We start from the raw sequence: 23,670 nt of genomic DNA, 5'->3' as shown, positions 1-23,670 counted from the left end.
GAGGGCGCCGAGGCGCCAGCCTCATCGCTAGACGCGCCGCGGCGCATCGACGCCCGCGCGACCTCGCCCCGGATGGCGGGCGCCCGCTGCCCCACCACATCGCCCCTCGGCGCTCGGCATGAAGCGATGGCCGACAGCGGTTCTGGCGGAGGGAGGGTTCTGCTGCTTGTGCGAGGACGCGAGCGGGCGCGGCGCTCGGGGTGGCGCGCGTGCATCCGCCGAGAGGTCGGCCTGGAGCTCGCCGCGTGGAACGGAGAACGGCCGCCGCCGTACGGCCGCCGAGCGCGAGGCGGGCGCGCGGACACTGGCGGTGACGTGCGCTGGGGGACGTCGTTTAACGCGTCGCGCTCGCCTTGTCGTGCGCGCCAGCGCGCGTTAGAGACCCCTCCACATGGAACCCGAGGGCCACGAGAGATGCGCTGACTCGGACCCGAGTTTCCGACATCTCCATCCTTGCGAGCGCCTCATCAGCGTCGTGCAGGACCTCTCGCTGGCCCGCGACCTCCAGGCGATCATGCAGATTGTCGATCGGGCCGCCCGCGACCTCACGGGCGCCGACGGCGCTTCCTTCGTCCTCCGCGACGGCGACCTCTGTTACTACGCGCAGGAAGACTCGATCGCCCCGCTCTGGCAGGGGAAGCGGTTTCCGATGTCGGCGTGCGTCAGCGGTTGGGTGATGCTGAATCGGAGGCCGGCGGTCATCGGCGACATCACGCGCGATCCCCGCGTCCCGATCGACGCCTATCGGCCGACCTACGTGCGGAGCATGGCCATGGTGCCGATCCGCGCGCGCGCCCCGCTCGGGGCGATCGGGACCTACTGGAGCTCCCCACGAGAGATCCCGCAGCGCGAGGTGTCACTGCTCCAGGCGCTCGCCGGCAGCGCCGCCGTGGCCCTGGAGAACGTCGCGCTCCACGACGGCCTGGAGAAGGGCAAGGCGAGGGCGCGCGAGGTCGAGGCGGCGAACCGCGATCTCGAGGAGAGGCAAAAGGCCCTGGAGGAGCTCCACCGGCAGAACGAGGCGCTGAGCGAGTTCCTCGCGCACGATCTCAGGAGCCCCGCCGCCGGCATCATCCTCGCCGCGCAGGCGCGCCTGAAAAAGCAGGATCTCCCGGAGCCGGAGCGGCGCCGATGGAATGCCGTCCTCACCTCGGCCGAGGTAATCCAGCGCACCGCGCTGAACCTGCTTGACGTCGCGAGCCGCCAGCACGGGATGTTCGTGCTGCGGCCCGCCGAGCTCGACCCGGCGTCGCTGTTCGAAGGTGTCGTTGAGATCCTGGAGCCGCTCGCCGCGTCGCGCGGGCAGCGAATCGAGCTCTGCCCCGCCATGCCGAGCTGTCTTCTCCGCGCCGATGAGGAGCTCGTGCGGCGCGTGCTGCTGAACCTCGTCGACAATGCGCTCCGTCATAGCCCGCCCCGGGGCGCGGTGCGCCTCGAGGCGCGGTGGCTCGACCCGGGCTGGGTCGAGCTCAACGTGTGTGATGAGGGCCTGGGGATCCCGGCCCACCTGCGCGACCGCATCTTCGACAAGTACGCGCGGCTCGCCGACGGGGGCGCGATCTCTGCGACCGGCCGCGGCCTCGGGCTGACGTTCTGCCGGCTGGTCGTCGAGGCGCACGGCGGCAGGATCGACGTGAGGGACAACGAGGGGCGGGGGAGCCGATTCTGCGTTCAGCTGCCGGCAGGCTGACAGAAGCGCATCGAGCGCGCCGAGAGCCGGTGTCGGGGGCCGCTCCTGAAGCAATCCTCGAATTTCATCGGGAGAATTCACAGGGAGACGGGGAGGCGGGGAGTAAAATCGCACCCATCTCCCGTCTCCCCGTCTCCCTGTTCAAATTCCCCTTCTCTGTTCGCGTTGCCGCCAAAGATGCCAGCAAGATGAGGGGATTGCTCCACGACGACGAAGCGATGATGTCGTGTCATGTGATCTATCAATGCCCCACCTCTTCCCGGGCGGCCGAGCGAGAGGCGCGCGGGCGCGCGTGCCTCTCGCTCGAGCGCCCGGCGATGCCGCTCGCGTCTTGCGATTCCGGAGGCGATCAGGTAGCGCAAGATCCACGGTGAGCTCTCCTGCGGACCCCGTGCACATCGCGACGCGCCCGCCGCGGGCGCCCTCCCTCGTGCTCGCGCCGCGGCCGCGAGGTGCCTCATGAGGGAGCGGCTCGAGAGCCTGCTCCTCGTCCTGGCCGTCGGCTCGGCGGTCGCGATCGGGGCGAAGCGCGTCTCGATTCCCTACAACGTCGCGCTCGTGCTCGTGGGGCTGCTGCTCGTCGTCGTCGACGTGCTCCCGAAGGCGCCGATGGACCCGGAGGTCATCCTCATCGCGTTCCTCCCGGTGCTCGTGTTCGAGGGCGCCCTGTTCGCCGACGCGGACAGCCTGAGGGGCGCGAGCCGGCCGATCCTCGCGCTCGCCGTGCCGGGCGTGCTCATCTCGCTGCTCGGCACCGCCGCGGTGGCGACGCAGCTGCTCGCGCTCCCGTTCGCGGCGGCGCTCCTCCTCGGCGCGCTGCTCTCGATCACCGACACCGTGAGCGTGCTGCTCGCCTTCCGCAGCGTCCGCGTGCCGCACCGGCTCGCGGCCATCATGGAAGGCGAGAGCCTCTTCAACGACGGCACCGCGCTCGTGCTCGTGGTGCTCGCGTCGCAGGTCCTCGCGAGCGGCACCTTCGACGGCGCCGAGACCTTCCGCGCGCTCACCCTGGCCATGGTCGGCGGCGCGGCCGTCGGGGGCGCGTTCGGCGCCGTCGGCGCGTCCCTCCTCCGCCGCACGCCGGATCACCTGACCGCGATCCTCGCCTCCATCGTGCTCGTGTTCGCCACGGCCCTGCTCGCCGAGCGGCTCCACGCCTCGCCGGTCATCGCCGTCGTGGTCCTCGGGGTGATCGTCGGCAGGGCCGCGCGCCGCATCCTCGAGCCCTCGCGCGTGCTCGCGCTCCAGGGCTTCTGGGAGACGAGCGGCTTCTGCCTCAACGTGGTGCTCTTCGAGCTCGTCGGCATGCAGATCCAGGCGGACATGCTCGTGCGCGAGGCGGCGTCCATCGGCCTCGCGCTGATCGCCCTGCACGGGGGCAGGGCGGTGGCCGTCTACGGCTGCTTCGGCGTGCTCCGGGCGCTCACGGGCGAGGTCGTGCCCTTCCGGTGGCAGCACGTGATGCTGGTCGGCAACATCAAGGGCGCGCTGTCGATGGCGGCGGTCCTCAGCCTCCCGAGCGGCCTGCCGTACCGCGACCGCCTGATCACGATCGTCTTCGGCGTCACCTTCGTCACGCTGGTCGCGCAGGCGCTGCCGTTCGCTCGGCTGCTCAAGTTCCTGCGGGTCGCGATCCCGACGGCGGACAGCGCGCTCGACGCCGCGAAGGCCACGCTCATCGCGGCGCGGCGCGGCCAGTCCGAGCTCGACGATCTGCTCGCGTCGGGCCTCGTGTCCCGCAAGGAGCACGCCGAGCGCCGCGCCGCGTTCCAGCGGCAGGTCATCCACGCGGAGGTGGCGCTCCAGACGCCGCAGGGCGAGGTGGTCCGCGATCACCTCACCGATCTCGCCCTCCTCTCGGCGCAGAAGGCGGCGGTGCTCGACGCGGCGAGGCGCGGCCTCATCGCCGCCGACACCGCGCACGCCCACGTGAACCGGATCGACAGGGCCATGGTGGAGCTCCCCGGCGGACACGCGGCGCCCGGCGCGAACCCTCACGAGCACGAAGGAGAGAGCTGACATGCGCGTTCTCATCGCGGGCGCCGGGCGCGCAGGGCTGAGCGTCGCGGTCCACCTCGCGAAGATGGGCCACGACGTGACGACCGTCGATCGCGACGAGGCGATCGCCAACAGCGCCTTCGAGCGGCACGGCCTCGTCTCGCTCGTGGGCGACGCGACCGACGCCGGGCTCCTCCAGGAGGCCGAGGTGGCGCGCGCCGACGTGGTGGTGGCGATGCTCCGCCGCGACGCCGACAACCTCGCTGTGGCGCTCCTCGCGCAGGCCGGGGGGGCCAAGCGCGTCATGGTGCGCATGCGGGACCCCGCCTACCGGGGCGTGTACGTCCGCGCGGGCGTGGACCAGATCCTCTCCGAGATCGACGTCTTCATCGGCGCGATGGCCACCGCCATCGAGCACCCGGGCGTCCGCCACGCCATGGTGCTCGGCGTCGGCGAGTCGGTCGCGTTCGAGCTCGACGTCCCGGTCGACTCGGTGATCGCGGGCCGCACGGTGAGCACCATCGCGGGCAGCGCCAGCTTCCCTTCGTCGTGCGTCTTCGCCGGCGTCTACCGCCCGGATGGCCGCGTCGAGGCGCCGCGCGGCTCCTCCGTCGTCGCGGGGGGCGCCACGGTGCTCCTCGTGGCCGCGCGCGACGAGCTCGCCGAGGTCATCGCGTTCTTCCTCCGGCGCGAGCCCGCGAGCGGCGGGGTCCACGAGCGCCGCTGATACGAGGCAGGTGTCTATGACGAGGTGCGCGGGGACGACGGGCTCATGGGCATGGCTCGCGGCGGCGCTGGCCGTCCTCTCTGCCTGCGGCGGCGATGACGCCGGGGCCGCGGCGGGAGGCGTCCAGGCCGCCGTAACGTACTACCGGGACGTCAAACCCATCTTCGACGCGCGGTGCGCGGGGTGCCACAGCGACGGCGGCGTCGCGCCGTTCTCGCTCGAGGGCCACGAGACCGCGGCGTCCTGGGCCGCGCCCATCAAGCGGGCCGTCGTCGAGCGTACGATGCCCCCCTGGCCGGCCGACAACAGCTGCGCCGAGTACGTGGGCGACCGCTCCCTGTCCGAGCAGCAGATCCAGGCCATCGCCGCGTGGGTCGACGGCGGCGCGGCCCTGGGCGATCCGGCGGACGAGGGCCCGCCGATCGATCCGCCGGCGAGCGCCGCGCTCGCGCGTGTGGACCGGACGCTCGAGATGCCTGTCGAGTACACCCCGCAGACGGGGCCCGACGAGTACCGCTGCTTCGTGATCGACTGGCCGGAGGAGGCCGTGCGGTACGTCACCGGCTTCGGGATCAGGCCCGGCGAGCAGCGCGTCGTCCACCACGTGATCGCCTTCATCGCGGCGCCGGACCAGCTCGCCGAGCTCGACGCCCTCGACGCGGCCGACCCGGGCCCGGGTTATCCCTGCTACGGCGGCCCTGGGCTCAAGCCGCGCTGGCTCGGCGGCTGGGTGCCCGGCGGCGGGAGCATGATCTTCCCGCCGGGCTCGGGCACCCGGATCGAGCCTGGCTCCAGGCTGATCATGCAGGTCCACTACAACACGCTGACGGCGGGCAAGCTGCCCGATCGCACGGAGATCGACGTGACGCTGGAGAGCTCGGTCGAGCGGGAGGGCACGATGCAGCCGTGGGCGAACCCGGCCTGGCTCAGCGGCGACTCCATGCTGATCCCTGCCCTGGAGAGCGACGTCGTCCACCGCTGGGGGGCCGATCCCTCCCGGGCGCTCGCGGGCAGCGCGCCGATCGAGATCCACTGGGCGGGCCTCCACATGCACACGCTCGGCACGCGCGCGCGCCTCGAGATCGAGCGCGCCGGCGGCGGCTCGGAGTGTGTGCTCGACATCCCGCGCTGGGACTTCCACTGGCAGGGAAACTACAGGCTCGCCGAGCCCAAGGTGCTCGAGCCGGGCGACAAGCTGTCGATCGAGTGCCACTGGGACAACACGCCCGAGAAGCAGCCGATCATCGACGGACAGCCGCGGGTCCCCAGGGATGTCGTCTGGGGAGAGGGCACGACCGACGAGATGTGCCTCGGCACGTTCTACATGACCGGGCGCTGAGCGCAGGTTTGCCTGAAGTGATCTTAGGGGATCGCGGCGTGCGTGCGTATAGGATGCAAGACCAACCGTCGGATCTTCGTCCGTGAGCATCGCGAACCAGACCCCCTTCGCCGTCCAGCCCGTGCCGCTCCTCGATCGCGAGGGCAACGATGTCCTGGTCGCCATCGTCAAGGGCACGTTCGTCCTCGATCGGAGCGGGGGATCGAGGCTCGCCGACGACCCCGCGCCGGTCCGTGTCGCCGACGAGCCCTGGGAGCCCGAGAGTCCGCGGAGCAGCCTCCGCTTCCCGTCGGATCTCGGCGTCGCCAAGCTGGGCACGGACGTGGTGGTGACCGGCGACGCGATCGCCCCCGAGAAGGTGAGGGTGCTCGACGTCGCGGTGCGGGTCAGGCAGCGGCTCACGCCCCTGCGCGTCCACGGGCAGCGCTTCTTCTTCAAGGGCGTGCTCGGCGTCGGGATCGGGCCTGCTGCTCCGTTCGAGCGGGTGCCGATCGTCTACGAGCGCGCGTATGGCGGCATGTCGGAGGACCTCTCGGTGGTCGATCTCCGGAACCCGGCCGGCGTCGGCGCGGCGAGGAGCGCGGCGGACCTCGTGGACACGAGAGCTCCGCAGATCGAGCACCCGGAGCGGCCCCACGTGTCTGCGTCGGATCGCCATGCGCCGGTGGGCTTCGGCGCGATCATGATGCACTGGTCGCCGCGCCTCGAGCACGCTGGCACGTTCGACGAGCGGTGGAAGGCGGCGCGGATGCCGCTCCCGCCGGAGGATCAGGACATCCGCTTTGGCAACGTCGCCCACCCTTCGCTCCAGTTCGAGGAGCACCTCGCGCCCGGGGATCCGGTGGGCATCGTCGGCATGTCGCTCGAGCCGGTCGTCTTCGCGCTACCGAAGTTTCCGGTGGTGGCGAGCGCGCGTTACGACACGGGGGAGCGCGTGGTCGTGCGGCCGCCGATCGACACGGTGCTGATCCAGCCCGAGGCGCGGCGGGTGGAGCTCGTGGCGCGCGCCGTCTTCCCGATCGGCAGGGGCCGGCGGGTGCTGCGCGAGGTGGTGGTGCGCGGCGATGGGTGACGCGGCGGGCGGCGCTGGGGAGCCTGTGGATCCCGAGATCGCGGGCGTGCCGCTCTCGGCCTATGCGGCGGTGCTGGCGTACACGGCCGAGGGCGTCTCGCTCGAGGCGAGCCTGGAGCACGCCGCGATCGCCGCCGGAGCCTGGCCGCCTGCGGAGGAGGCCTGGTCGGAGCGCCTCGCCGGGAGCGCGATGGGGGACGGGGCGCTGCTCGCGGCGTGCGACGAGCACCGCCTCGCGGCGCAGGCGCATGTGGAGCGCAAGGTGCCTCCGCTCGACACGGACCTGCGCGCCTGGCTCGATTTCTTCCGTGCGTTCACGGCGTCGGAGGATCCGCTCGGGTTCCTCGAGGCGCGCGGGCTCGGCGAGGGCGACGTGTTCCGGCTGCTGGGCGCCTGGCAGGAGCGGATCGTGGCCGAGGGGGGCGTGCGCGCCGAGGCGACGGCGATCCTCGCCGCCGCGCCCGGGCCGGTGCCGGAGGTGCGGCCTGAGGCGCCGGTGCTGAGGGCGTCGACGCGGAGGCCACGTGGCGGCGGGGCGGCGGCCGTGAAGAAGGCGCGGGCGGTGGTGGGGATGCCGCTCGAGACGGCGGATCTGCCGCGGGATCTATCGAAGCTGATCTTGCCGTTCGTGAAGCAGCCGGGGGGCGCGGAGAGGGGGGAGCCGCCTGCGCCGGCGGCGAGGTCGGGGCCCGGGCTTTTGCCGTCGCTGGCCGCGCCGGAGCTGCCGAAGCCGGTGCTCGCGCAGAAAGAGATCGCCGAGACGGCGCCGGCGTTCCCGGGGCCGAGCCGGCCGGCGCTGCCGTTTGGGTCGCGCGTGGGGGAGCGGGACGCGCCGCGCTCCGGGCTGCCGGCTGCGGGGCTGCCGCCGTTGCGTGAAGGGGCGCCGAAGGAGTCGATTGCCGGGACGCCCGGCGTCGGGACGGCGCCTCTGATGTTCGAGGCCGCGAAGCCGGCGCTTCCGTTCGTCCCGTCGCCCGGGGGGCCGTCGTCGGGCGCCCCCCCGTCGTCGGGCGGCAGCGCGCGCTCGCCGGCGGCCGATGGTCCCCGGCTCTCGCTCGAGGACTACGCTGCCATGCTCGCGGAGATCGCGGCGAGCCCTGCGACTGCGACGGCGGCGATCGCGCGTTACGGGCTCACCCGCGAGGCGAAGAGCGCCGAGGACGCGGCGTGGCAGGCGAGGTTCGCGGCGGAGCCGGGGCTGCGGATGAAGTGGATGCGGGCGCTGGTCGAGGCGGGCGAGCGGATCCGCGGGAAGCGGTGAGGGAGCGAGGGAGGGAGGAGTCGAGCACGGTATGTTCAGGGCCATCGCATCATCGCCGCAGCCCATCCGGTTGCACAGGCTGCGTGGGGCGATCCTCGCCTCTACCGGGTTTCACGTCGCGCGGGCCCAGGGCGGCCAGCTCCACGAGATGCGGAAGCTGGAGTTGCCGGGGGCTCCGGACGCTCAGCCGCAGCAGCCGCAGCTCAAGCCGTCCGTCCGGCCGCAGATTACCAGCATGGTGGGCCGGTGGCCTGACCAGGTCTGGGCTCTTGTCTATGCAGGGCCGGGGATGCGCGCCATCGAGGGGCCGATGCCTGGTGCCACGCTCTGGATCCAAGTCAGCAGGAATGTGGTGGTTCGTTGGGACGACGCCTCTGGTTGCTGGGTGGAACACCCCGAGAACGAGTGGGTTGGTGGGTGGGGTGATGGGGTGCTCGTCACGGGATCCGACGGCAGGTTCAGATGGGCGGACGGCGCGGACACGCCGATCGATCCCGTGCTCTCTCAGGGTATTTTTGAATACTGTCCCTATGTGACCAGGGCCGGCGAGGTCATCCTTCGCGTCATACAATCCCCTCGGTATGAGCCTGGCTGGTGGATCTTCCGGCGAGGAGAGCGCCAGCCGGAGCGGTTCGAATGGCCACCCGGAGTGGATGAGCAGAGCGCGGCGATCTTCATCGACTACCGGTCGAACGGGCTCTTCGCCTCAGGTATGCTGACGTCGGGGGAGAAATTTATCGCACATCGTGTTCAGGGGGAATGGAAGTTGTTGCCGCCCTTCCGCGAGAGCCACGAAGTGCGGGGCATGTTGACCACATCCTCGGGGCAAGTCTTTCTGTGTGCACGCGCGTACTCCATGCCAGTGCGCATTTACCGTCTGACGGCGGGAGGGGACTGGGAGAGTGTTTCGGTGCCGTTTCATACGAAGTGCAGCGGCGCTTCTTTGTTTGAGCTTGATGCTGCGAGGGTCGGTGGCTGTCCTCCGTATCAGCTCGTGGCCGGCGAGAACGATGAGCTGTGGCTCGCCGCCGACTTCGCAATTGACGACGTGCATCGCGCCGTCCTTTACCATGCATCTGTCTAGCTCGCGGGCGTTGAGATGGCTCTCGGACATGTCCGCGAACGAGCTCCGCGACACCTGTGATTTGCTCCGCGGATGACGCTGGATTGACGAGGGATGTGCTCACAGATTCATTGAACACCCATTAGCCCGACGGAGGGCGTCGAAAGGGCAGTCCATTGTCCGACCGCGCAACGTCGAGCGGCTGCGTGTTCGAGCCTGGCTTGACGTTGAGCGGCTGCGTGTTTGAGCCCGGTTTGATCTGGTCGGGCAGCGTGGTGTATTGGTCGTGGCGGTTGCCCTGACGGGGCATGCCATTATAGAACGAGTTCCACTGTCCGGGGCGCGTGTAGTCTGGCGGAGGCTCAGGCTTGCCAGGCTTGGGCACATAGGTCGCGCTATTGGCGACTCCGACTGGAGGTCCGATGTAGAGGCCGAGGTTCCAGACTACATCACTCGGACCGTAAACGTACCGGTTCGGAAAGGAGCGAGATATCTGCTGGGCCACGCCGTCTGGCATGCGACCCACGTTGCACGAGTTGAGGACGATGTTTCCTGCGCTGTTGTAGTTCCCGACAGCGCCGATCATCTCCAAGAGCTGGCGCGGCGTATGGTGGGTCGTCATCCCGTTCGCGTCTCGCACCGCCACGTGGTGGGCGGTCCCGTGCACCGCGATCACGTACTTGCTCGGGTCCGGCTTGACCTCGGTCATGCACACGGCGATGAACTTGTCATGCGCCGGGTTGCCGATGATGACGCAGGAGAGTCCCAGCGGATCGACATGGGTGGTGGGGCTGCCGTCGAAGGCGAACAGGTTGCGGCTTCCGAGCAGCTCGAGCGGATCCGGCGTCAAGAAGCGCGCGGTCTTCGGGTCGAAGTAGCGGTAGCGGACATAACAGAGCCCGGTCTCCTCGTCGTGGTATTGGCCGAGCAGCCGGAAGGGAGACGCCGCGGATGCGCCGCCCTCACGTCGCGCGGTCTCGACGATGAGGCCGAAGGCCGCGTGGCGCGCTGACCACGCGACGTCACCCTTCACGCCGATGAGCTCGGTCGGGGTGCCGAGATGGTCGGTGATGACCGCATGGACCGCGGCGCCCTCCTGCTGGAGAAGCGGGCACATCGTCCCCGGCTCATGCACGAAGATGCGCACGCCGCGTTCGGAGTCGAGCTCTGCAGCGAGGCAGAGGCCGTCCCATAGGTACTCGACCACGCGGGGTTTCGGCGCCTCCGCCATCGCCAGCGCGCCCGGTGAGGAGGGCGGGATGATCTCCTTCCTGATCCTGCGGCTGAACGCATCGTAGCTGAAGAGCACACGCGTGCCGTCGCGGAGCTGGGCTTCGCGGAGCTGGCCGCGACAGTCCCAAAGGTACTGCGTCTCGCCGTCCGATCGAGCCTCGCGAATTCGCCGGTTCGCGCTGTCGTAAGCGTAGGTAGCCTCTTCGGTGCGTAACAAGAGTCCGCCCGGCCCCGTCTCCCAGGCCGAGCTCGCGGGCTTCAGCGAGCCTCCTGCGTCGTACACGAAGGACTCGCGCCCCTTCGGAGAGCTCGCCTCGAGCAGCATTCCGAGCCGATCGTAGCCGTAGCGTGTGAGCCCCCAGCGCAGATCGTTGCGCTCGACGAGCGCGCCAGAGGGATCGTAAGCGTAGCGGCGATCCACGAGCGTGCGGTCGGCGACGCCGACCCAGTCGCGGATAGGGCGCGCCATCGGGTCGAGCTCGCGCCGCGCCTCCACGCCCGCACCAACGAAGACCTTGCGGACCACCGAACCTGCGAGATCGCGCTGGATCTCCACGCGATAGCCGTCGTGATCGAGCGACGAGACGTTGCCTTCCTCATCGTAGGCATAACGAGTCACGTGCCCCGTCGGGAGGTGGCGAGCGATGCAGCGGTTCTGACCGTCGTACTCGTAGCGGATCGTCCGGCCGTTCTGAGTCTCTCTTACGACGCGGCCGAGCGTGTCGTGCTCGACGGAGAGACGGATTTCACCGCTCGGATCGTCGACGATGTAGTCGACGACGCGGTCCTCGGGCGTCTCGACCCTGATCGCTCCGTGCGGCGTCTCTTCCGCGAGGAGCCTGCCTGCCCCGTCATAGCGCAGCGCGCGGAAGGTGCCGTCAGGGTTCTCCACGCGCGCAAGGCGGCCGTTCTTGCCGTGCTGCGCGCGGGAGACGCGGCCGTCATACGAACGGTGTTCGCGGAGGTTGCCGGCGCGATCATAGCGGAAATCGAAGGTCTCGCCCTTCGGGTTCTTCACCTGCTGCAGGCGCTCGTTGAGGTCGTACGATAAGGACCAGACCGAGCCATCGGGCAGGATCGCCTCGATGGGAGATTTCAGGCCGGCGTAGCGGAACGCTTCGACGCGCCCGAGCGCATCCGTGCGGCGGGTCAGGCGGCCGAGCGCATCGTGCTCGAAGCGCAGCGAGGTCCCGTCCGGTAAGTGCAGCGCGGCCGGCCGACCGAGGGCGTCGAGCTCGCGGCGCGTCACCCTTCCCAAAGGATCGACGTAGGCGACCGGGCGCCCGAGCGCGTCGTGGCGCCAGCGGCGGATCCCTCCGCGAGGCGTGCGCTCCTCGATGGCGTTGTGCTGCTCGTCGTAGATGAAGGCGCCGCGAAGCCCGTCCGGTCCGTGCACCTCGGCGAGGCGCCCCTGTTCGTCGTACTTCAGCGCGAGAAAGGCGCCGGACGCGTACTTTATCGAGACAAGTCGATTCCGGTGGTCATAGCCGAAATCGGTGCACACGCCACCCACGCGGCGCCGCACGAGCAGATCCTCCGCATAGTAAAGCTCGACGAGCGGGCCGAGTGGATCGGCCATCCGCGTGATGTTGCCTCGCGCGTCACGGGTGAGCGTCAGCGTGTCACCTGCAGCGTTTTTTGCCTTGAGGAGCAGGCCATCGGCATCGAACTCGAGATCGCGCACGGAGAGGCCGTCGGTCGAGGCCTCGCGCACCACCGAGCCGTCTTCGGGCCGCCACTTGAAGACGCGGGGTTCGGGGTTGCCGGTGAAGTGCGTGATCCCTTGATCGAGATCGTAGGTGAGATCGCCGGCATGGAGATCGCCGTCGCCCCAGGAGCGGACGCAGCGACCTGTCTCGGCATCGTAGAGGTAGTGGAAAGAGAGGCCGGTCGGGAGCGTCTTCCGATTGAGGCGGCGCTGCTCATCGTAGCCGTACGTCTCGGTATGGCCTAACGCATCGATCACCTGCGCGAGCTCGCCAGCATCGTTGTATGCGAACGAGACGGCGTGGATCGGCGCGCGCCCTTCGCCGCCAGGGGGGAAGATATCGAGACGCACGATGTGGCCGTTGCCATCGTGCTTGAGCGTGATCGTGCGGCGCGCGGTGTCGACGACCCGTGCGAGCCGCTCCACGTCGTACTCGAGTATAACCTTGTGTCCGGATTCGTTGGTGATCTCGCGGAGGACTGCGCGCCCGCCGCCGCTCGGGCGAAAGGTGCGGGTGAGGCGTGTGTCGAGCGAGAAGACGGTGGCTCCGCCGCCGGTGTCGCGGGTCATGACGAGGCGCTTGCCGCGGTGAAAGGCCGGCTCGCGTGGCTTCGTATCGGGCACCGTGATCGTCGCGCCGTCTGCGTCACGAAGGTGTAGCGTATTACCGGCGAGCTCGATCCACTGGTGATACGCATGCGTCCAGCCGCCGCGCCCGAGCGGCGTGTGCTCGCCGACGCGCGCGGAACTGTAGAGGCGCTTCCATTCGATGGGGATGAGCCCCGGGATCGAGATGTCGATGCTCCCGTCGACCATCGCGCCGGATGCGACGGAGATCGGATCGAGCACCACCATCACGTTCACGGTGGCGCCGGAGTGCGTGGTGGCCCGGATGATGTCCGCCGCCAGGAGCACCCCGCTGACCTGAGCGATGCATGAGGATGCGCCAGCTGCGTTGAGCCACACATGGTCGCCGGTGCAGGCGATCCCACGATCGCCTGATACTACCGTCGTTGACGAGGTGAAGACATTGCACGCCTTGTTCACGACGTGCGTCACGGCGTCTCCCCCCGTCCCTTGGCAAGGGATGTTGCCTGGCGCCCGGACATCCATCGTGCTGCCATCCAGGAGCACCGGCGCGCCGCCAATCTCGATCCGCTCACCTGTATCCGTCGCGCTCGACGAGAGCGCGACGTACAGGAACGGGCTGGGCACCGGACCGATGGGAGGCACCGGCGGCGCGTGGCCTACCGCTGGCACGAAGCCAGGACAGAAGTGATTGCTCCGCGTCGTCGCGATATATTTGTAATTGATCGTCGCCACGGCGTTCTCTCCCTCTCCCGCTCGCCCCCAGCGCTCAGGCCCGGCTCCGCGCCACCTTCAGGAACGCCGCCAGGTTCGCCTCCGCCCTCGCCCAGAAGCCGCTCACGTCGACTGCATCGGGCAGCCGCAGCCGTGCGCGCAGCTCATCAACGCGCGCCTCCACGGCGAGACGCGACAGCCTCCCCGACGCGCATTCCTCCGCCGCCACCGCGGTCGAGAGCGCTCGCCCCCCGCGGTAACGCCCCCTCGGATCGAGCCGCAGCGCCCCGATCGCCTCCCGCCACGCCCCGGCCTCCAGCTCCCGCGCCTCCTCGACGACCGGCCCGAACAGCGTGCGCAGCGCCTCCGCCGCATCGTCCGCGAGCGCCTCGTCGTCGAGCTGCTGGATCATCCACCCGGCGCTCGCCGGGCAGCCGAAGCGCGCCACGGCGGAGAGCGCCGCGCGCGTCGGCCGGTGACGGCCGAGCAGGGCCTCCAGCCGAGGCCAGTCGCCCGGCTCCCCGGCCAGCGTGAACAGCTCCGCTGCGCGCAGGCCCACCCGCGCGCTCAGCGCCTCGTCGCGCACCAGCTCCACCTCGCCGCCGATCACGAGCACCCGCGCCGCCGACCAGGCCACGTCGGGGGATGCCCCTCCACACAGCCCCCGCAAGTGCTCGACGAAGCGCGCACGCTGCGCCGAAGGTAGCCGCTCGCAGCCCCAGATCCCGGCGCGCACCACCGCGTCGTGCTCGTCGGCGAGCGCGGCGCCGATCCCTTCGATCGGCAGCTCGCCGCGTATCGAGCGAAGGCTCACGCCGATGGCGCGCGCGATCGGGTGCGCCGACGCGGCGAGCGCCCGCGCCAGCCCCGCGAGCCCAGGCCGCTCGACCAGCGCGAGCGCCTCGGCCACGGCGATCGCATGGTCCTCGGCGTCCTGCGGGAGCAGGTGCGCCGCCCGGTGGATCGCGGCGAGCGCATCGTCCCCCGCGAAGGCGGCGAGCGAGATCGCGCCCGCGAACGACTTCCACGGGTTGTCCATCCAGCGCTCCCAGAAGGCGGCGACCTCGATCAGCGCCCGCGGCCCCGCGGCCACGATCGCGTCGATCTGCCGGAGCATCCGCGCCTCCGTCTCCGGCAGCCACGAGCGCCGCCCCTCGACGCGGTCGCGAGCGAGCGCGGCCACGAGCTCCGCGCAGTGATCCACGACCGACGCGTAGAACCCCGCCAGCGTGACCTCGATCACGCGCCCCGCGTCGAACCGCACCAGCGGCGTGGGCGCGCTCTCGCGCGGCAGCTCCGGGAGCGCCGGCGCCACGTCGTTCGCCGCCGCGACGGTCGCCGCCGCGATGCTCGCCGCCGCCGCGCCCGCCTCCCCGGCGCCCTCCTCGAGCCACGCCTCGTCTCCCGGCTCCTCCGCCTCGACCGGCGGCGGGACGAACGCCTCGCGCTCCACCCCCCGCGCGATCACCGCCCCCGACAGCGGCATCATCACCGGAAGCGCTCCCTCCGCTCCCGCCGCGACCTTGCCCGCTCCCGTGCGTGGCGCGGCCCCGAGCGCGATTCCGCGGGTGCCGTCGCGGGAGATCGCCCAGGCCACGAACGACCTCCCGGCCTCGGCCGGCGCCGCGCCGTGCCGGAGCGTCGCGAACGCACACGCGAGGCCCATCACGCCCGCCGCGGCGCCGAGCTCGCCGATCTCCGCCTCGAGGCAGCGATCGAAATAGCTCGGCGAGAGCCGCTCCGCGCACCGCGCCGTCGTGAACTGCCACTCGCGGCACCGGAGCGCGCCAGCACGCCCCTGCCCGAAGACGGCCTGGATCGGCCCGGCGGCGGCGGGCAAGCCGCGCAGGAGCGCGGTCATCGCCGCCGCGTCGACGGGCTCGTCGTCCTCGTCGGTCGCGCGCCCTGGCGCGTGCCGGCTCGCGACGATCTCTCCCACGGTCGCCACCCCCCACCGCGACGCCTGCTCCGCGGAGGCCACGAGCAGCGCCCCCGCGCCCTCGGACGGCGGCGGCGGCGCGAGCAGCCACGGGCTCTCCGGCCTCCGCCGCCGCTCGGCGAGCGCGTCCACCCCGGCGTGCGAGTCGACGCCGACGAGGAGCGCGGCGCCGCCCGCGCCGCCCGCGAGCAGCTCCGCGATCCGCGCCAGCGCCGCGAACGCGCCCGCCGCCCCGGTGAAGCGCTGCGCCGCGGGGCCGAGCGCGCGGGCCAGCTCCGAGAGCGCTCCCTCGGGCAACCCCGGCCGTGGCGCCGGCGTCACGACGAACCGCGGGATCCCCGCAGCCTCGTTCCCGGGCACCACAGCGAGGGCCTCGCCGACAGCGCCCCGGGCGAGCGCGAGGAGGCGGCCCGCGTCGGCCTGTGAGGGCCTGATCCACGGGCAGTAGCGCGCGTCGATCCGGCGCCCGTCGGGCCCGATGAACGGCGACGGCGGGGGCGGCGGCGCCCCGGCGCGCGGGAAGAAGACGTGATCGCGCGCCGAGGCGCCGGCGGGCGAGACGAGGCCGAGGCCGAGCACGGTGAGCTTCATCGGTGCGTGAGCGAGCCCGACTGCTTCGAGCTCCCGGTGATGGTGATCGAGGGGGACTTGATCGTGACGCCCGCCGGCGTCGCCGAGATCTCGGACGCGCCGCACCGGAAGGTGATCGGGCTGCCGCCGAGCTTCAGGTTCCCGCTCACCTCGAGCGTGAGCGCGCTCTTCGCGGTGAGCGTGTACGAGCCGCCCGCGCTGATCTTCAGCGCGCCCTTCACGTCCGAGGTCATGGCCCCCGCGACGCTCCGGGTGATCGCCCCCCGGCTGCCGATGTTCAGCGAGCCGAGCCACTCGCCGAGGCCGCCGCCCACCTGGAGGCCGGCGCTCGCCGCGCTGCTCGTGTGGCTCCCGTTGATCACGGTCGTCGCGGGGCCGGCGGTCACCCACGAGACGGGGCCCGGCGTGGTCAGCGCGTAGAGGGCGCCCACCGCCTCGGTGTACGAGCCGCTCGCGACGACGCTGCGGTGGCCCGGGCCGGGGCCCGCCGGGCCGCCGCCTGCGCCGCTGGCCCCCGCGGCCCCGCCGCCCGGCGCCGCCTCGCCCTGCGCGGGCCGGCCGTGATCCCACGGCATCGGGCTCGACGACCCCTTCACCGCCGCCAGGATCGCCTCGCCCCCCGGCAGCAGCGACATCGCGCTGCCCGCCGCGCTGTCCTTGATCGCGGCGAGCGCGCCCTCCGCGCCCTTCGCCTGGTAGCCCTCGTAGGCCGCGCGCGACGCGCCCATCGCGGACGCCGCGATCTGCCCGGCGGCGCCCCGCGCGCCCACCTTCGACAGCAGCGCGGACGCGGCGAGGTTGGCCGCGCCCTTCACGGGATTGCCGGCCTGCTCCACGAGCATCCCCCCCACCACGGCCGTCTCGGCGCCGACCTCGCTCACGAAGTTGCCCCCCGCGCTCTGGCGCTGCGCGGCGCCCACCGTCACGCTGCGGGAGCCGTAGCCGCCGATGTACCCGAGGTGCACCGAGGTCGACTCGTCGCCCCCGACCTCGGCCTGCAGGGCAGCGCCGACCTGGAGATCTTCATTCTTCAGCGTCTGCGCCTCGTGATCGCCCCCGACCGTCGTCTCCTTGGCGAAGGGCGCGTGCACGAGGACGTGCTCGCGGCCGGCCGCGTCGTCCATCTGGATCACCGTCCGCGCCCCCCCGCCGGGCGAGCTGTCGGTCGCGATCGAGGTCACCGTCTTGTTCGCCGGCAGCGCGAGGGGCGGCCGCTGCTTCTCGTTGTACGAGCGCCCGAGCACCACGGGGCGATCCGGATCGCCGTCCTCGAACATCACGAAGACCTCCCAGCCCACGCGCGGCAGGAGCATCGGATCCGGCAGCTGCGGCTGCGCCACCCGCACGGGCAGGCTGCTCCGCTGGTCGCCCTCGCCGTGCAGATCCCAGTGGAAGCGGAGGTGGACGCGGCCGAGCGGGTCGGGGTGGATCTCCTGCCCGCGCTCCCCCGTGACCCAGGCCGACTGCACGCCAGCGATGCGCGGCCTCGGCGTGACCTTCGGCAGGCGGAACGGCACGCTGGCCGGGATCGCCCCGACGCTGGCGCGGAGGACCCCGTCGCCCGCGTCCCAGCGCAGCGCGACGTCGGTCACCACGCAGTCGCCCGCCGCCTGGACGACGCCGTGGTGGTCCGGCGCCTCCACGAGGCGGCAGCGCGCGCCGGGCGAGAGCGCCAGCGCGTTGCTGTCGAACGACAGGCGCGCGGCCTCGGCGCGCAGCGACTCGAGCCGGATCCGCGCGCGCGTCGCGCCCTCCGCCGGCGAGGCGAAGCCGCCGGGCGCCTCGTAGACCTCCACCTCCCGCTCCGCCTCGACGCCCCCCGAGGCCTCGGCCTCGAGCGAGAGCCGGGGCTGATCGGGGCTGTGATCGCGGAGGACGACCTTGCCGGCCGCGCGCCGCAGCCGCCGCGCCGCGTCCACCGCGACGGGCCCCGGCTCGTCCAGCGTGCTGCGCGTGACCAGCGCGACGCCGCCCGGGTAGGCGTCCTCGGCGGAGGCGGAGTCGTCCTCGAGGATGAACACCTCGCCCTCGCCGTCGTCCTCGAACCGGAAATACAGCCCGTGCTCCTCGCAGATCCGCCGGACGAACGCCGCGTCGCTCTCCTGGTACTGCACGACGTAGCGGCGCTTCGGGTAGGACGCCGCGAGCCGCTTGCGCACGGTCCTGTAGCCGCCCCCTCGCACCACCTGCTCGACGATCTCCGGCGCCGTCATCTCCTGGAACGTGCGCGCCCTCCGGGTGAGCGCGAGCAGCGCGAAGCGCGACGCGAGCGTGAGCCGGTAAGCTCGCAGGTGCTCGTGATCGCTCGCGATCACGGCGAACCGGGTGACGACGCCGAGGAACGTCCGGCTCCCCGTGGGCGCGTCGATGGCGAGCCGCCCCGCCTTGCGGAGCACGCTCCCGGGCGCGACGAGCGCGTCCCTCGGGCCATGGAGATCGATCTCGAACGCCGAGGCCTCCCCGAGCCGCTCCACGCCGCGGACGCGCGACGGCGAGAGATCCGGATCGCCCTCGATCGTCAGCGCGACGCCGCTCACGGCAGCTCCACCCGCGCCGAGAAGATCCGCACGAGCGCCGCCATGTCGATCACCAGCCGGTCGCCCTCGATCCGCACCGCGCCGCCGGGCTCGATCCGGAGGCTCGATCCCGGCACCTCGAGCTCCAGCGTCTCCCTGGCGCGGAGCCGGAGGTGGCGGGCGTCGAGCGCCAGCGTGCCGTGCGCGTCCGGCGCGGGCGCCGAGGCCGTCTGGAGCGCGCCCAGGATGGCGACGCCCCCGGGCGCGTCCGCGAGCACGACGGTGCGGCCCTCGCGCATGCACTCCTCGATGAACGCGGGCGAGACGCCGGCGGCGAGCGTCGCGAGGAGCCGGCGCCCGTCGCTCGAGCGCACCTGGAACGCGGGGCGCGCGTCGCTCTCCTGGCCGCGCGCGGCGATCATCTCCACGACCCCCGGGTGGAGCCCGGGGCCGAGGGGCTTCGCCTCGCCCCGCGGGGGGCGGGCGGTCGATTGCTGGACCGTGCGCGACCTAGCCATAGCGATGAACCCCTTCCTCCACGCTCGAGGTCGGGCCCTCGAGCTTGCCCGAGATGGTGATGGAGCCGGGGGTCATGGTGATCGTCACCCCCTGCGCCTTGATCGTCAGCTTCGCGGCCGCCTCGACGGCGATCTCGGCGCCGGTGATGTCGGCGGCGCCCCGCGAGGTGGTCGTGACCTTGCCGAAGCTCTCCGCGACGTCGCCTCCCGCGGCGACGCTGCGCGAGCCGAAGCTCTCGGCGTAGAGCCCCCGCACGGTGAGGCCGTAGGAGCCGGCGTCGATGGTCTGCGCGCCCGAGACCTTCACGATCGCCGCGCCGGCCACGCCCACCGACTCCGACGGGCCGGCGGTGGTGCTCACCGAGCCGCCGACGAGCAGCGTCGAGGCGCCCTTGACGAACACGCTCTGGTGCTCGACGCCGACCTCCTGCTTCGCGCCGCCCACCATCCGGACGAAGCTCGGCGTCACGGTGAGGTAGTCGCCGCCGGCGCGGATCACGCGGGCGCCCCCCACGGTGATCGCCTCGGAGGCCGCCTTCAGCCCGTAGTTCGAGTCGACCGCCACCTTGCGCTCGCCGCCCACCTCGATAGACAGCGCGCCCGCCACCTTCTCGACCCGCCGCTCCTTGACCTCGACCGTCCGGGCGCCGCCGACCACGCGCTCGGATCGCCCGGCGATCTCGGTCCGCTTGTCGTTCTCGGTCCGCTCCCGGTAGTCGCCCGACGTGTCGAGCCCGAGGCGCTCGTTCCCGGCCTCGTCGCTGATCCCGACGCCGCTGCCGCCCGAGCCGCCGGGGGTCGCCCGCGTGCCGAGGCGGGTCTCGACCTTCTTCGCGGGCAGCGCGGCAGGCGGCGCCTGGACGGCGTTGTACAACCGGCCGAGGATCACGGGGATCTCCCCGCCCCGGTCGCTGAAGCCGACGAGCTCCTCCCAGCCGACCCGCGGGTTCAGCATCGCGCCCGAGAGCTGCGGCTGGGTCACGCGGGCGAAGCCGGAGCTCCGGTTGTCTGACGCGTCGCGGCGATCCCAGCGGAGCTGGAGGCGGCTGCGGCCGTGCTCGTCGAGGGCGATCTCCTTGCCCGGCGGCCCGGTGACCACCGCGGTCCCGGCGCCGCCGCGAGGCTCGGGGGCCCGGCGCGCCGGGCGGAAGCCGTCGCGCGCCGGGACCGCCTCGAAGCGAGCGCGGTAAGCGAGCTCCTCCGGACCCGGCTCGGCCCTCGCCTCGTGCGCGACGGCGAGCACGAGCCAGCGCGCGTCGCCGAGCTCCTCGGGCGGGTCGGTCACCTCGACGATCTCGCCGGCGCGGAGCTCCGGCGCTGTGGCCTCGCCCTCGAGCGAGGTCGCCCCGGCCCGGCGCTCGGCGAGGCGGATCGCCGCGAGCTCGCGGCCCGCGTCCGGATCGTCGAGGCCGCCCGGGACCTCGTACCACTCGAGCGCGCCCTCGCCCGAGGCGCCGCTCAGATCGAGCATCGGCCGCGTGAAATCGTACGCCTTGAGCGCGACCTTCTCGACCGCCACCCGCCTGCGGATCCGCGCCGCGGTGAGGGCTCGCCCGGGGATGAGCCCCGCCTCGTCGCGCCACGGGATCGCCGCGCCCGCGTCGATGAACGTCTCGGGCGCGTCGGCGACGTGGAGGAGCGCGGGATCGCCGTCGTCCGGGAACCAGCTCATGCCCTCCTCGGCGAGGAGGCGAGCGCAGAAGCCGAGGTCGCTCTCGAAGACCTGCGCGCAGTGGGGCCGCTTCGCCGCCGCGCGGCGGGCGCGGAGGTCGAGGCGGACGCCGTGATCGCCGAGGACGCGCGCCGCGATCTCGGTTGCGCTCTCGTCGACGAAGACCCGGTAGTCGCGCGTCTCGTCGAGCCGGGCGACCGGCGAGGCGAGGGTCACGCGCGCGTGGGCGTCGCGCTCCTCGACGGCCTCCACCGCGAGCGCGAAGCGCCGCTCGACGCCGTGGAAGCGCAGCGTGAGCGTCGCGGCGCGCCCGATCAGATCGAGCGCCGCGAGCTCGGCGGGCTCGCCGCCCACGAAGGCGGCGCAGCGCGCGTGGGCCACCGTCGGGGCGCAGGCGCGCTCCTCGACCTGGCACGCGTGGACGCGGAGCTCGGCGTCCACGCCGGGGATCTCGAGCAGGATCGGTCGCTCGCTCACTTGCCCGCCTTTCCGCTGGCGCGCCGGGTCGTGCCGCCGTCCACGTGGGTGACGCCGCCGGTCGTCTTCAGCTTGCCGCCGCCCAGGCTCATCGTGCCCGCCGCGATGCTGCCGCTGGCCTGGATCGTCACCACCGGCGCGCTGATCGACACCTTCCCGCCCGCGCCGATCGACACCTTCCCGGCCGTGATCGTCCCGATCGACGCCTTGACGCCGACGTTCCCGGCGGCCCGCTCGTGCACCGCGCCCGCCTGGCTCCGCTTGCCGCCGTTGATCGACTCGGCGTAGCTGCTGCAGCGGATCGTCCGGGAGCCGCGGCAGGCGTAGGTGCGCGCCCCCGCGACCGACTCCGTGACGCCGAGGCCGCTCGCGATCGACGTCGTCCCGAGCACCACCCGGGCGCAGCCGCCGCTCACGTTGACGTTCGACTGGTTGCAGAGCAGCGCGTAGCCGGCGCCCACGACCTCGACGCACGACCCGCTGGCCAGCACGGCGCGGTTGCCGGTGACGTCGACGAGCTCCGCCCCGCCGACGAGCTCGGAGCTCGCCCCCTCGACCGAGAGGAGCATCTCCTGCCCCACGTCGACGCGCTGGGTCGCCCCGACGCGCGCGGCGTGGCTCCCGAGCACGTTGCTGGTGAGCGACAGGCCGACGACCTGCGCGTCGTCGCCGTCGATCCGCGTCGTCTCCGGGCCGCCGACCTTGACCGAGAGATCCCGCGAGGCGTGGACCGAGAGCGCCTCCGCGCCCGCGTCGTCGACCATCGTGATCCCCTGGGTCTCGCCGCTCTTCGGCGTGGTCCACGACTGGAGCGCGGTCGTCGCCGACGCCGCGGGGAGCGGGAACGGCGCGACGGCGGTCGCGTTGTAGGCGCGCCCGAGGACGAAGGGGCGATCCGGCGAGCCGTCGAGGTAGCCGACGTGGACCTCCCAGCCCACGCGGGGCAGGAACATCGAGGCGCCGAGCGGGTGCTGGAGGCAGCGGATCCAGTGCGAGGCGCGGTCGTCCGCGATCCCGGAGCGATCCCAGAGGAAGCGCAGCTTGATCCGGCCGAGATCGTCGACGTGGATCTCCTCGCCGGGCGGCCCCGTGATCACCGCGCCGTCGATGTGCTCCACCGCGGGCGCCGGGCGGATCGCGGGCCGGAAGGGCGGGTGATCTCCGCCGTCCGCGGCCTTCGTGGGCCTGAGCGCGATCCGGTTTCCGTAGGGCGTGGCCGCGCCGCCGTCGCGGCTCGGCCTCGCGTAGCGGTGGGAGAGCTCGGCGACGAGCATCCTCTGCTCGAAGAGGTCCGCCCCCGCGCCCGTGATCTCCACGAGGCGCCCTGGCCCGAGGCGGATGCAGTCGCTCTCCCCCGTGACGGTGACCTTGTCGCGCTGCAGCTGCTCCAGCCGCCGCCTGGCCCGCGCCTTCGCGGCCTCGGCCGTGGGGACGCCGGCCGGGACCTCGAGCCACGCGAGCTCACCCTCGCCGGCGTGGCCGTCGACGTAGACGTCCGGGTGCCGCACGTCGAAGTCACGCACGGTGACCCGATCGACCACGGCCTGCTCCTCCCACTCGAGCGACGAGAGGGCGCGCGCGCCGAGCTTCGCCCCGCGGGCCCCGGCGTAGGGGAGCGTCGCGCCGCCCTCGATCCCGTCGTGGGAGCCGTTGCCGTCGCCGAGGACGATGCGGTGCTCGCCCTCGGCCGTCGTGTCGAACCAGTACGAGATCCCCTCGTCGGCCAGCAGGCGCTCGATGAACGCCCACTCCGCCTCGGCGTACTGGACGCACTGGGGCCGCACCGGGTACGCGCCCGCGAGCCGCGGCTCGATCGCCGCCGCGGGGATGCCTGCGCCCGCCATCACCTCGGTCACGACCTGCTCGGTGGTCTTCTCCACGAAGACCCGGTAGCCGCCGCGCAGCGTGAGGAGCCATGGCGGATCCGAGAGGCGGAGCGCGTAGATCCGCTCCCGGCCGCGGCGGAGATCGCAGCTCGCCTCGACGACGAGGAGGCGGACGAGCCGCTCGGAGCCCTCGGCGGGATCGACGAGCGCGAGCGTCGCCGGGGCGCGGAGGAGCGCCGCGAGATCCACCTCGTCGGGGACGGCGACGCGCACCTCCCAGGACGAGAGGGCATCCATGGCCTCGCGCCCCGCGAGCTCCAGCACGACGCACTCACCGAGCGGCTCGCAGGCGAGCCGGACGTCGACGTCGCTCATGGCTCCCAGGTCCGTGAGCCGCGGCGGAGCCCGGCGTCGTTCCGCGGAGATCTGTGCATGTTCGCTGCCACCCCGAGATCGCTCCTGGCCACGCGAGGTCGCCGTGGCCGGTGTAGACAAGAGCCGCAACACCGTAACAGAGCAGATCTGCACGCCCGTTGGCCAGCCCGTCGCGCGGCGTCGGGCGGCGGACCGCCCGGGGAAAGCTCGGATCGGTTCGAGGATGCACGCGGGGCTCGTCCTCGGAGGTCGGCACGACCATGCCCGCCGGCCGTGGTGAGTCTCCGGGTCCCCGGCGCACCCAGGCTCACGCAATTACGCGTGTTCTGCCGGAATGATCTCCCTATTTCTGCTGATCAGAGT

13 protein-coding genes are annotated in these 23,670 nt (G+C 72.3%); 7 read left to right on the top strand and 6 right to left on the bottom strand.

What is annotated here, in order from left to right; all coding sequences use genetic code 11:
* The first annotated feature begins 391 nt into the window (after positions 1-391).
* The 7 genes from WME97_RS39720 to WME97_RS39690 all read left to right on the top strand — a co-directional run bounded on the left by WME97_RS39720 (position 392) and on the right by WME97_RS39690 (position 9,171).
* Positions 392-1,690 (top strand): ATP-binding protein, encoded by a 1,299-nt coding sequence (locus WME97_RS39720; RefSeq protein WP_437545484.1) that lies wholly within the window; start codon positions 392-394, stop codon positions 1,688-1,690.
* 459 nt (positions 1,691-2,149) lie between these two features.
* Positions 2,150-3,709, top strand: a complete 1,560-nt coding sequence (locus WME97_RS39715) for a cation:proton antiporter (protein ID WP_437545482.1) — start codon at positions 2,150-2,152, stop codon at positions 3,707-3,709.
* Between the two features lies 1 nt (position 3,710).
* Positions 3,711-4,415, top strand: a complete 705-nt coding sequence (locus WME97_RS39710) for a potassium channel family protein (protein WP_437545480.1) — start codon at positions 3,711-3,713, stop codon at positions 4,413-4,415.
* Positions 4,416-4,431: 16 nt separating this feature from the next.
* A complete protein-coding gene (locus tag WME97_RS39705; RefSeq protein ID WP_437545478.1) occupies positions 4,432-5,754 on the top strand; it encodes a monooxygenase in 1,323 nt (440 codons plus the stop codon).
* An 82-nt stretch (positions 5,755-5,836) separates the two neighbouring features.
* Positions 5,837-6,826, top strand: a complete 990-nt coding sequence (locus tag WME97_RS39700; RefSeq protein WP_437545476.1) for a DUF2169 family type VI secretion system accessory protein — start codon at positions 5,837-5,839, stop codon at positions 6,824-6,826.
* Positions 6,819-8,087, top strand: coding sequence for a hypothetical protein (locus WME97_RS39695; protein ID WP_437545474.1), 1,269 nt, complete (start codon positions 6,819-6,821; stop codon positions 8,085-8,087). The genes WME97_RS39700 and WME97_RS39695 overlap by 8 nt, the downstream gene beginning before the upstream one ends.
* A gap of 31 nt (positions 8,088-8,118) precedes the next feature.
* Positions 8,119-9,171 carry a hypothetical protein gene (locus tag WME97_RS39690; protein WP_437545472.1) on the top strand — a complete coding sequence of 351 codons (1,053 nt, stop codon included), beginning with the start codon at positions 8,119-8,121 and terminating at the stop codon, positions 9,169-9,171.
* Between the two features lie 121 nt (positions 9,172-9,292).
* On the opposite strand, the gene WME97_RS39685 is transcribed toward WME97_RS39690, so the two are convergent.
* From WME97_RS39685 to WME97_RS39660, 6 genes are read right to left on the bottom strand one after another with little or no spacing between them, the layout of a single operon-like run.
* Positions 9,293-13,414, bottom strand: coding sequence for an RHS repeat-associated core domain-containing protein (locus WME97_RS39685; RefSeq protein WP_437545470.1), 4,122 nt, complete (start codon positions 13,412-13,414; stop codon positions 9,293-9,295).
* A gap of 34 nt (positions 13,415-13,448) precedes the next feature.
* Positions 13,449-15,923, bottom strand: coding sequence for a hypothetical protein (locus WME97_RS39680; RefSeq protein ID WP_437545468.1), 2,475 nt, complete (start codon positions 15,921-15,923; stop codon positions 13,449-13,451).
* A complete protein-coding gene (locus WME97_RS39675; RefSeq protein ID WP_437545466.1) occupies positions 15,920-18,460 on the bottom strand; it encodes a type VI secretion system Vgr family protein in 2,541 nt (846 codons plus the stop codon). The genes WME97_RS39680 and WME97_RS39675 overlap by 4 nt, the downstream gene beginning before the upstream one ends.
* Positions 18,457-18,957, bottom strand: a complete 501-nt coding sequence (locus WME97_RS39670; protein ID WP_437545464.1) for a hypothetical protein — start codon at positions 18,955-18,957, stop codon at positions 18,457-18,459. Before WME97_RS39670 ends, WME97_RS39675 begins: the two co-directional genes overlap by 4 nt.
* On the bottom strand, positions 18,950-21,106 hold the full coding sequence (locus WME97_RS39665; protein ID WP_437545462.1) for a type VI secretion system Vgr family protein: 2,157 nt from the start codon (positions 21,104-21,106) through the stop codon (positions 18,950-18,952). The genes WME97_RS39670 and WME97_RS39665 overlap by 8 nt, the downstream gene beginning before the upstream one ends.
* Entirely contained in the window at positions 21,103-23,307 is a 2,205-nt protein-coding gene (locus tag WME97_RS39660) for a type VI secretion system Vgr family protein (protein ID WP_437545460.1), read from the bottom strand. Before WME97_RS39660 ends, WME97_RS39665 begins: the two co-directional genes overlap by 4 nt.
* Positions 23,308-23,670 lie beyond the last annotated feature (363 nt).

This window comes from Sorangium sp. So ce367 (assembly GCF_051520455.1).
Taxonomy (GTDB): Bacteria; Myxococcota_A; Polyangia; order Polyangiales; family Polyangiaceae; genus Sorangium; species Sorangium cellulosum_B.
This window is presented reverse-complemented; position numbering and strand designations above follow the sequence as displayed.

Excerpts from the sequence above, each read along its gene's own strand:
- WME97_RS39720 (WP_437545484.1), top strand. The coding sequence starts at position 392 with ATGGAACCCGAGGGCCACGAGAGATGCGCTGACTCGGACCCGAGTTTC.
- WME97_RS39715 (WP_437545482.1), top strand. The coding sequence starts at position 2,150 with ATGAGGGAGCGGCTCGAGAGCCTGCTCCTCGTCCTGGCCGTCGGCTCG.
- WME97_RS39710 (WP_437545480.1), top strand. The coding sequence starts at position 3,711 with ATGCGCGTTCTCATCGCGGGCGCCGGGCGCGCAGGGCTGAGCGTCGCG.
- WME97_RS39705 (WP_437545478.1), top strand. The coding sequence starts at position 4,432 with ATGACGAGGTGCGCGGGGACGACGGGCTCATGGGCATGGCTCGCGGCG.
- WME97_RS39695 (WP_437545474.1), top strand. The coding sequence starts at position 6,819 with ATGGGTGACGCGGCGGGCGGCGCTGGGGAGCCTGTGGATCCCGAGATC.
- WME97_RS39690 (WP_437545472.1), top strand. The coding sequence starts at position 8,119 with ATGTTCAGGGCCATCGCATCATCGCCGCAGCCCATCCGGTTGCACAGG.
- WME97_RS39680 (WP_437545468.1), bottom strand. The coding sequence starts at position 15,923 with ATGAAGCTCACCGTGCTCGGCCTCGGCCTCGTCTCGCCCGCCGGCGCC.
- WME97_RS39670 (WP_437545464.1), bottom strand. The coding sequence starts at position 18,957 with ATGGCTAGGTCGCGCACGGTCCAGCAATCGACCGCCCGCCCCCCGCGG.
- WME97_RS39660 (WP_437545460.1), bottom strand. The coding sequence starts at position 23,307 with ATGAGCGACGTCGACGTCCGGCTCGCCTGCGAGCCGCTCGGTGAGTGC.